General features: G+C 56.3%; 9 protein-coding genes and 2 pseudogenes. 4 read left to right on the plus strand and 7 right to left on the minus strand.

Annotated features, from left to right (window positions below):
• Positions 1 to 42: 42 nt before the first annotated feature.
• Positions 43 to 480 carry a hypothetical protein gene (locus PFEN_RS18275; RefSeq protein WP_191488198.1) on the plus strand — a complete coding sequence of 146 codons (438 nt, stop codon included), beginning with the start codon at positions 43 to 45 and terminating at the stop codon, positions 478 to 480.
• Positions 481 to 553: 73 nt separating this feature from the next.
• On the opposite strand, the gene PFEN_RS18280 is transcribed toward PFEN_RS18275, so the two are convergent.
• From PFEN_RS18280 to PFEN_RS18295, 4 genes and pseudogenes are all read right to left on the minus strand, one after another.
• Positions 554 to 1,054 carry a hypothetical protein gene (locus tag PFEN_RS18280; protein WP_191488199.1) on the minus strand — a complete coding sequence of 167 codons (501 nt, stop codon included), beginning with the start codon at positions 1,052 to 1,054 and terminating at the stop codon, positions 554 to 556.
• 196 nt (positions 1,055 to 1,250) lie between these two features.
• Positions 1,251 to 1,910: a DUF799 domain-containing protein gene (locus tag PFEN_RS18285; RefSeq protein WP_191488200.1), complete on the minus strand. Its 660-nt coding sequence runs from the start codon at positions 1,908 to 1,910 to the stop codon at positions 1,251 to 1,253.
• 7 nt (positions 1,911 to 1,917) lie between these two features.
• Positions 1,918 to 2,277: pseudogene (locus tag PFEN_RS18290) on the minus strand (DUF4810 domain-containing protein); the annotation flags it as partial.
• Positions 2,278 to 2,313: 36 nt separating this feature from the next.
• Positions 2,314 to 2,997, minus strand: coding sequence for a CsgG/HfaB family protein (locus PFEN_RS18295; protein WP_191488201.1), 684 nt, complete (start codon positions 2,995 to 2,997; stop codon positions 2,314 to 2,316).
• A 566-nt stretch (positions 2,998 to 3,563) separates the two neighbouring features.
• Between PFEN_RS18295 and PFEN_RS18300 the strand changes: the two genes are divergently transcribed.
• From PFEN_RS18300 to PFEN_RS18305, 3 genes and pseudogenes are all read left to right on the plus strand, one after another.
• Positions 3,564 to 5,054: a methyl-accepting chemotaxis protein gene (locus tag PFEN_RS18300; protein ID WP_412071450.1), complete on the plus strand. Its 1,491-nt coding sequence runs from the start codon at positions 3,564 to 3,566 to the stop codon at positions 5,052 to 5,054.
• Positions 5,054 to 5,551 (plus strand): annotated as a pseudogene (locus PFEN_RS31505) (methyl-accepting chemotaxis protein); the annotation flags it as partial. The gene PFEN_RS18300 and the pseudogene PFEN_RS31505, both read left to right, overlap by 1 nt.
• 126 nt (positions 5,552 to 5,677) lie before the next feature.
• Complete coding sequence (locus PFEN_RS18305) at positions 5,678 to 6,142, plus strand: SRPBCC family protein (RefSeq protein WP_191488202.1); 465 nt, start codon at positions 5,678 to 5,680, stop codon at positions 6,140 to 6,142.
• A gap of 305 nt (positions 6,143 to 6,447) precedes the next feature.
• Here PFEN_RS18305 and PFEN_RS18310 read toward each other — a convergent pair whose 3' ends face one another.
• Genes PFEN_RS18310 through PFEN_RS18320 form a run of 3 tightly spaced genes read right to left on the minus strand, consistent with a single transcriptional unit; the run spans position 6,448 to position 8,830 of the window.
• On the minus strand, positions 6,448 to 7,566 hold the full coding sequence (locus PFEN_RS18310; protein ID WP_191488203.1) for a hypothetical protein: 1,119 nt from the start codon (positions 7,564 to 7,566) through the stop codon (positions 6,448 to 6,450).
• Complete coding sequence (locus PFEN_RS18315; RefSeq protein WP_191488204.1) at positions 7,563 to 8,120, minus strand: hypothetical protein; 558 nt, start codon at positions 8,118 to 8,120, stop codon at positions 7,563 to 7,565. The genes PFEN_RS18310 and PFEN_RS18315 overlap by 4 nt, the downstream gene beginning before the upstream one ends.
• On the minus strand, positions 8,105 to 8,830 hold the full coding sequence (locus tag PFEN_RS18320) for a hypothetical protein (RefSeq protein ID WP_191488205.1): 726 nt from the start codon (positions 8,828 to 8,830) through the stop codon (positions 8,105 to 8,107). Before PFEN_RS18320 ends, PFEN_RS18315 begins: the two co-directional genes overlap by 16 nt.
• Positions 8,831 to 9,070 lie beyond the last annotated feature (240 nt).

A 9,070-nucleotide genomic window follows, 5' to 3' on the forward strand; every position in this document is an offset into this window, starting at 1 on the left:
TTCAGCTATAAATGGATAGGACAGGAACTGAAAGGAATTCTGATGATCACAGACACAGATAACGGTACAAATAAGCTAGGAGTACTGCTTGCCATGAGACCCGGCCTATCGAATCTCGTCAAGTCACAGAAAATAGCATTTGGCCTTGCATTGCTGGGCATTGTGGTGCTGTTCGGCGCCAAGCGACTGATCGAATGGGCACTTGATGAGCCGGTGGCCGAGTCCTGGGTCGACCTGAGCCTCGTGCTGGCGGCTTACCTGTATTTCTTCATGATCCCCGCCCTTCAGGCCCATATCAGCAAAAAACTGAGAAGACGTGCTGCCCGTCGTCAAAAAAGGCAAGCAGCGGATCAACCCACCCCAGCCGCCAATACGACTGCCGCGACAACGTCATGGGTGGAGAAGCAACCGCAAGGCCTGACCCAGCCCGTTGCGGTCACACAGCGGCCTGTGCGCCAGGGGCGGACGCAGCGGCGCTGACAGCACCCTCCCCGTATACAAACAAAAGGGGAGCAAAGCTCCCTTTATCGCTTGCGGCCCGCGAATAATCCGATCAGACCTTCGTATCCACCGACATGCTGGCGCCGGAACTGGCGAACTGTTGCAGGTTCAGCAACACGTTAATCGCCCGCTTGTACTCCGGGATCATATGGTTGGAGAACTGGTCGCTCGAGCTGCCGCTCTGCAGCGTACTGATCTGGGTGGCGAAATAGTCCAGCGCGTTGAATTTCTCGCCCGCCTTGTTTTTCGTGCCGGCCGTGGCCAGCAGACCGGCGGTGGACGTGCTGATCAGGCCGTGTTCCTTGAGGATATTGCTGTACTTGGTCAACTGATCCGGCGTCACCGATTTCGGGTCGAAGCCCTGGAATTGCGACTGCAGCTTGTCCTTCTGCATCTGCGCGGTGTCGAGGGCGGTCGGATCCCGGGGGATGTTGTTGAGCACCTGTTTGTTCTTGATTTCCTGCAGGTTGGCCTTCTGCGTATCGGCGGTCTTGCGCTCGAAGACCCGGGTACTGAGCGCCGTGGCCCAGGCGACGACTGAACCGGTGCTCATGCCCGACCTCCAGGAACCTGGCGGCAGGGGCTATCGCCGTAATACTGAAGCGCTTGCGAGGCGAGCATAGGGAGCATCCTTTCAAAGGTGGAAATGGCTGGCGGGCCTGATTAGGTAACAGAACTGTATAATATATATTTGTGTTCTGTTACAAAATTCCAATTCTGAAAGAAAGCCCCCCTATAGGCTCAGATCCTCAGTCCGTCCCGTACTTCGGCGAGCGCGGACCATACAACAGACCTGCCGGGTGTCCCGCCGACAACAGCCGCTGACTGGTGATACCGGCAATCGGGTGGCTCACATCGTTGGCACTGTTGATAATCTGCTTGACCGCCGCGGTGATCAACATGCCGACCAGGCCGCCACCGTTATTGTTGTTGCCCTCTTCGCTGGAGGCCGTGGCGCTGCCGGTCCAGAGCGTGGTACCGGTCTTGAGGTCCACCAGCCTGGCACTGGCCGTGACGATGGTGGCGCTGCTGATCACCATGTACTGCGTGCCGTATTGCTTGACCGTGATGTACAAGGCCGCGTCCGCACCGAAGATCTCCTTCAACTTGGCCGGCGAGGTGTTGTGAATGTCGGTGGGCGTGCTCAAGCCATTCTGCTGGAAAGTTTCAGCCACCAACGCCACCGGCATCACGTAGTAACCGGCTTCCGCCAACGGGAATGTCACTTGGGACAGCAGGCTGTAGGTGGCCTTGATGTCCGGCGACTCGTTCAGCGGCGGCAACACCAGGATGGTCCGCGGACGGGCCTCTTTGTATGCCGAGTAATCCACGGTTTTGGTGGCTGCGCAGCCACCCAGCAGACTCACCAGCAGCAGCGCGCTCAGAGCCCCCAGAAAACGCCGATTCATTGCTTGATCCCTTGTGGGCGTTGTTCAACAGAAAGTCCATGTAAGCGGTCGACTCAGGGAACAGTGCCTTCTCTGTCTGGAACTGCTGCACCATCTGATCATCCTTGCCAAGGCTGCCGTAAAGCATGCCCAGATGGGCGTGATAACCCGGTGGCGCGGCACGGTCGGTGGCCTTGATCTTCTGCAGGTCGGCTTCCAGGGCCTCGACTTGCGCCTCCTTGGCCTCACCGTTGAAGTACTGGTACACCTGGGGCTGATAGCCTTCCCACTGATAGAGCGTATTGACCTTTGGGGCACAGCCCGTCAACAAGACACCACCGACTACCACTGTCGCAACGTAACGTAACAAACCCAACATTTTACCCATGACGCGTAAAACTCCCTGTTCTTGCTATAGAAATACTTATGGGCGCCCCGGTTTCCAGGCGCCGTTGTCGATCGCCTGAACCATTTTGTTCACGGCCTCGCGCATGGCCAGGTCGAGAACCTTGCCGTTGAGAGTCGAGTCGTAGCTGGCAGTCCCGCCGAAACCGATGATTTCGCGGTTCGATAGCGCGTACTCGCCGGCACCCTGGCTGGAATACACCACTTCCGAAGTAACGATATTGACGATGTTCAGATTGACCTTGGCGTAGGCGACCTGGGTCTTGCCACGCCCGAGAATGCCGAACAACTGATGATCCCCGGTCTCTTTGCGACCGAACTCGGTGACATCACCCGTGACCACAAAATCCGCGCCCTTGAGTTTCTGCGACTGGGATTTGATGTTCGCTTCCTGCTGGATCTCCGCCAGGTTGTCGCGGTCCAGCACACTGAAACGGTTGGTCTGCTGCAGATGGGTGATCAGGATGGTCTTGGCCTGGCCGCCGAGACGGTCGACACCATCGGAAAAAATCCCGCGCATGTAGCTGGAACGGTTATCGAACTTGCCGACGGCAATCGGGGTACGCAACCCGGCGTAAGCCTGGTTGGCCGTTTCCACTTGTTGCACCGGCAAAGCTCGGGAACTCTCGGTGGCGCAACCACCGATGGATGCCAGCGTGATCGCTGTCATCGCGTAAAGGGTGACCTGTGACACTTTTTTCATGCAGCACACTCCAGGAACAAATCGGAACGGGGGACATCGGGAAACGCGCGGACGGATATTTCAGGCGAACGACAAGGTGCGCGGCCTTACTCTTGGGCAAGGCCGGACCTGTGATCAGCGAAGGTCAGGGTGTTATCGCCGCAGAGGCCAAAAAGCGCTCCGGGGTTTTGAACGGGGGAAGTTTCGAGAAAATGAAGCGGCTCGGGTAACGACACGACAGGGTCGCGGGGGACCTCATCCCGAGGGTGAAAAGATGCATGTTCATTCCTTGAAACATTTGATATCAAATTAATGGCAGCATCATAGGGTGACAGCAATAAGGCGTCAAGAAATCGCAAGACTGGATCCGGGCCAAACGCATAAGCCGTGTTAAACCACCGTTGCCGGCGGCCGATAATATTTTCAGCAAACGTTTCTTGGCTGCCAATGCAACGCCATTGGCCGGACTGATTCTTGCACGATCGTACCTAAAGCTCATTCAGCTCAAGCCGATAGCATGACGAAGCCCTGAACAGATCGGGCGGCCGAATAATAAGAACTGCTTTGCAAGGACAGGTCCCATGCCCATGTTCCGTACGATCCAAGCTCGCTACACACTGTTTCTGGTCCTGTTCATCCTGCTGTTGTTCGTCTTGACCGTGGTTGGCATCAGCCAGTTGGTCGCACCCACGTTACGCAAGACCGAGGAGCAGGTCGTACTCAACCGCGTGGCCGAAGTGGCCGAACAGATCAAGGGCGAGTTGAACAAGGTCCAGGCCCAGCAACGCAGCATTACCCAGACCATTCCCCTGCTCGACAGCGATACCATCGACAAGGTCCTGCCGGGCCTGGTGGATCAGTACGGTGAGCCGAAGGTCTTCGGCGGTGGTATCTGGCCCCTGCCCGGCCTGCGCACACCGGGTCGGAACAAGCACAGCACCTTCTGGCACCGTGATGCTAACGGCCAATTGAAGGTCAATACCTTCTGGAACAGCGCCGAAGCCCCCAACTATTACGAGCAGCCCTGGTACAAGGGTGGCATGGCCACCCCGCGCGGCCAATGCGCCTGGGCGGCGGCCTACAAGGATGACGCCAGCCAGGAGCCGCGTACCAACTGCGCCATGGCCATCCAGCGCGATGGCGTGCCATACGGCGTCTCGACCATCGACGTGACCCTGGGCTTTTTCAACGACCTGGTGGCGCGCAAGGAAAAAGACATCGGCGGGGAAATGCTGATTGTTGAAGCCGACGGCAAGATCATCAGCAACAGCACTCACATCAACAACCCGGTGGTACTCAAGAACATCAACGACCTGGCCGCCGGCTCGGCCTTCGCCGCGCAGGTCAAGAGTGCCCTGCAAAATCGTGATGCCACGTCCCACCGCGTGGAGTTCAACAACGATGGCGTGGCCAGCACCTTCTTCATGCGCCCTATCGAAGGCACCCCATGGTTCCTCGCCACGGCCCTGCCGACCCAGTTGATCACCGCCCAGCGCGATGACGTGCTCAATACCCTGGCCCTGCTGCAAATCCCGATGATCGTGCTGCTGGTGCTGTTGCAGATTTACGCCATTCGCAAGTTGGTGAGCCGGATGCAGGCGCTCAGGAGCAATATTGACGCGTTGTCCACGGGGGATGCCGACCTGACCCGGCGCATTACCATTCGTGCCGAAGATGAGTTGGGGGCCATCGGCCATTCGGTGAACCGCTTTATCGTCTATCTGCAGAACATGATCGGCGAAGTCACCCAGGCCACCGGCGATATGGCCTCAAGCCTGGACAAGCTGCAACAGACCTCGGCTCATACCAACCAGATTCTGACTCGCCACGCCTCGGAAACCGAGCAGACCGTCACCGCCATCACCGAGATGAGTTCCACCGCCGACACCGTGGCCGAGAACGCCGCTGAAACCGCCGCCTTCACCCAACGCGCCAGTGAACACGCGGATCGCTCGCGGGTGGTGGTGGGGGAAGCGTCCAACAGCGTGATCGCGCTGATCGACGAGGTGTCCAGCGCCACCCACAAGGTCGAGAGCATGCAACAGGACGCCCAGCGCATCACTGAGACGCTCGGGTGATCGGCGCCATTGCCGGGCAGACCAACCTGCTGGCGCTGAACGCCGCCATCGAAGCCGCCCGCGCCGGTGAGCAGGGGCGTGGCTTCGCCGTGGTGGCCGACGAGGTACGCGCCCTCGCCGCCCGGACCCAGGCCAGTACCTCGGAAATCAACGAGATGCTCGCGCGCCTGACCCAGGGTGTCAGTTCGTCGGTCGCGGCCATGGAAAATACCCAGGCCAGTTGTCAGTCGGCGGCCGACGCCACGGCGCGAGTCAACTCGGGGCTCGATGAAATGGCCGGTTCCGTCAGCCATATCAACGGCCTGAGCAGCCAGATCGCCACCGCCGCCGAACAACAGCGCTCGGTCACCGAAGAGATCAACCGCAGCATGGTACAGATCCGACACATGGTCGATGAACTGGTCCAGAGTGGCCATGCCACCGATGCCAATACCCTTAGCCTGCTGGACGCCAACAACCGGGTCAGCACGCTGATGGGGCGCTTCAAGGTCAAGTGAAACGCAGCCGGTCGTGCCCTGGAAAACGGGCACGACCGCTGGTCTCGTGGGCCACGAAACCTTCTGTATCACCTATGCTCACTATTGTTTCCGCCTTTCAACAAGGAATGCAGTCGGAGCAGAGCCATGGAACAACCCTCTTTCCAGCCTTATGCCAAAACGCTCAGCAACGAAGTCCATATAGAAGTCGATATCGAAACGCTCTACGCCTACGTCACCCAGCCGGATCGCTGGCACGAATGGCACCCCTCCTCCGTCAGCGCCGAAACCGGCATTCGTGGCCCCTTGCCCAAGGATCATCGCTTCACCGAAATCATCGACCTGCTGGGTTTGCGGATCGAAATGAACTATCGGGTGGTCATCGCCAATGCCCCGGGTGAGTTCAAGGTGGCTTTCACTTCCTCGGTGGTCGATGGTGGCATCCACTACAGCCTGCTGCGTGACGGCCGTGGCACGCGGTTCATCCGCACCTTGCAGTACGTCACCGAGCTGAACCTGAGCGGCTTGCACGCACGCATGGTCGAACTCTCGGTCCGGGCGATGAATAACCTGAAGCACCTAATGGAAACGCCGCAGCGCTCCATCGCCTGATGCCACTGCGGTCCGGAGTTCGCCCCCCATTGTAGAGGCGCCAGTAGACGCTCGATTAGCGGCGATGAGGCCCTTGAGTCTTACGGCGTCCATGCGGACGCCATCGCCGGCAAGCCGGGCTCCTACAGGTTTGATGGTGATCTCGAGAAATACCTTAATCCAGGGTTAATCGCCACTCACCAACGCAAACAGATTAAATAAGCCCAAAACCCTCATGAACGTTTCGGCCTCGATATCTTCACCCCGGTACGTACAGTCAGCCGCTTGACCGTTGATTGAGGGTGCGACAGGCACGTCTTGAAGTACTAATAAACTTGTGGGGGCTCAAACATTTTCTCGAAATAGGCGGTCGGAATACCCATTCGGTCGACACAGTATCGACGCACATACTCCCAATCCTTGTCATGCCTCCTTGCATAGTCAATATATCGCCGAGCCAGATCAATTTTGCCGGCAACCCGTCTCTGGAAGGTGTCAAACGTTCGTACAAAACTACTATCGACTACGCCCTTAACCTGCAGATACTGCCTTCCGGCAGCCAGAATCACATGCGGCTCCAGCCGACATAGATGGGAGAGATAGAATAGATCGTTCATAGCGCGCCTCAGGATCGAAGCACGCTTGAGAGTTGTTTCATTCACACCAATAGCACACAACATTGCGGCGAGCATGAGCGAATCGAGCGTCTTTCTTTTCAGCGAAGGCTCATTGCCCACGTCCAGATAGTCGTGCAGCGGACTGGACTCGAATGGTGAATCGAGACCTCGAAGCCGGGAGTCTAGGGTTTCACCACCGAACCCGAACTCGTATCCCAACACGCCGGCACTGTCTTTGATTTCAACAAGATTGCCGATATCCCGATACAACCCCTGGCTCTGATCCTGAATTGCGAAGGTAACACCCTCTCCGCTTACCTCATCCAGACCATATCGCCAGTGGTAGTAACCGGGTGGACGCCCATCGATCTCAATCCCCCAGCCTTCGCACTTACGGGTGACAGACTCAAACAGAGTGAGCGAACGACTTACTCGACAAAGCAATCGCTGCCGGCTGCTGATACTCGCGAAATAATCGGTAATGAACTCCAAAATCCGCGGCAATGAATTGGGACCGCCTAACACCCCCAACTGCGTGAAGCAGCTCATGTACTCCAACTCTTCGCTCCAATTTCTGATGCTTTTGAGATTCTGATTCCTGATGCACTCCTGAACAATCGAAAAACCCGGAAAAGGCACACGCCCCTCAAGAAGATGCTGCTTGTAACCGGCAATGGTTGAGTTAGCAAAGAGCAGGGATTCATCGTCACTGAGCAATTGCGTCGGTGCTGCGGGGATAAAGCCGAACTGCGCGGCTAGCATGTTGAAATGACCTGTCAGGGCATCAAGTTCATACTTATTGGTCATCGAGCGAAGTGGATGCGTCATATGGACTGTTCCAATCGTAACACCTCAATAGAAAAATCCGCCTTGATCTGCTGGATACGTACCCCTACCTGCTCTGCGCTATCGTGGCTTACGACAAACATCCCAACCGCTGGGTACTCAAAATATTCCTTGTTGAAGCGAGTACCGACAGCAACAATCTTTCTCCACGTCACATGCTCGCCCAACGGAGGGGCTCCCTGGACTGACAGCACCTCGCACCATGACATTTCAGGCAAGGCCAGCACGATCCAGCCGCCTGACTTACTCATATGAGCACCAAGAAATCCCAAAGAGTTCAAGGCCGATGGGACCTCAACCTCAACCTTGAAATTTTCCTCAAGCAGGTCCACCCCGTAGATACTCTTTATACAAGGTACTATCGCGGCTCCACCGGGACGCGAGGCGATTTCCAGAAACACCAGGCGCTGATCGCTGAGCAGGAATGCCTCCAGATGAAAGACCAAATCATGGGCGCTCAACGAAGAGAGCGTATGCTGCGTGAATTGCACTATGGCTTTCTGAAGTGCTGGATCATCGATTAGCACCGAAGACATGGCGACCTTTTCATGCTGCCAGGCATAGCAATCATCCAGGTACCGGGAAGCACAGACAAACAATAACTCCCCCCGCGACAGACTCCGTCAATATGAATGACCGGCGCGTCGACAAACTGCTCCACCAAGTACTCGACCCCGAGGATCTGGAGTTCATGCATCTTCTGCCCTAACTCCATGGCATCCTGAGTCACGTAGACATGCCGGCTCCCCGCTTGCGAGGCGGCCTTAAGCACGAGCGGATAATCGCTTGAGGCAAAAACCTCAGATACCGCGATCATCCCCTTCGTGGCCAGCTGCTCACCACCGACAAAGCGACTAGTCGCGACCTTAGCCTGCTGGGCAATCGCTGACTTCATCAGGAACTTGTTTCTGAACACAACGACGTCGCTGAGCCGACGACCAGATATCCCGTAATGATCGCGAACCGCCGCACCGCATAAAATGCTGTACTCGGTGTTGGCGATAACATAATCAATTCTGCCAAACTCAAATACAATCTCATCACAGAAAATAAGTATTTCCAGCAATTTCTTGTCGTACTGTTCGACATCGAAATTGGCCGCCAGACACAGCCTTTTACAAGCGGCAAGCTCAAGCGCCGGAGGCTCTTTTCCAATATAAAACCAACGGGTGTCCATATCAAAAAAATCGGAACCAACGTGAGAATCACCGATAATTAATACATTGCGCATAACGACCACTTCCACTGCAAAATTCCAAAATCAGATCCCAGCCACATACATACGCAAGGACCGAGACTAAAAGTCGTACTTATTAGACAATGACGAAATACACGAACTCGCTATTTCACCCTACCCCATGAAACGATCGAGCTCTTGGAAATAGGTCTGAGTCTGTTCGATGAAAGGATAATGTGACGCCCCGGAAAAGCGGGCGACGCGAAAATCCACCAAGTACTCGCAGGTTTTGGAAACTTGATAGTCGCT

Origin of the sequence: Pseudomonas sp. FEN (assembly GCF_904067045.1) — a bacterium.
GTDB lineage: Bacteria > Pseudomonadota > Gammaproteobacteria > Pseudomonadales > Pseudomonadaceae > Aquipseudomonas.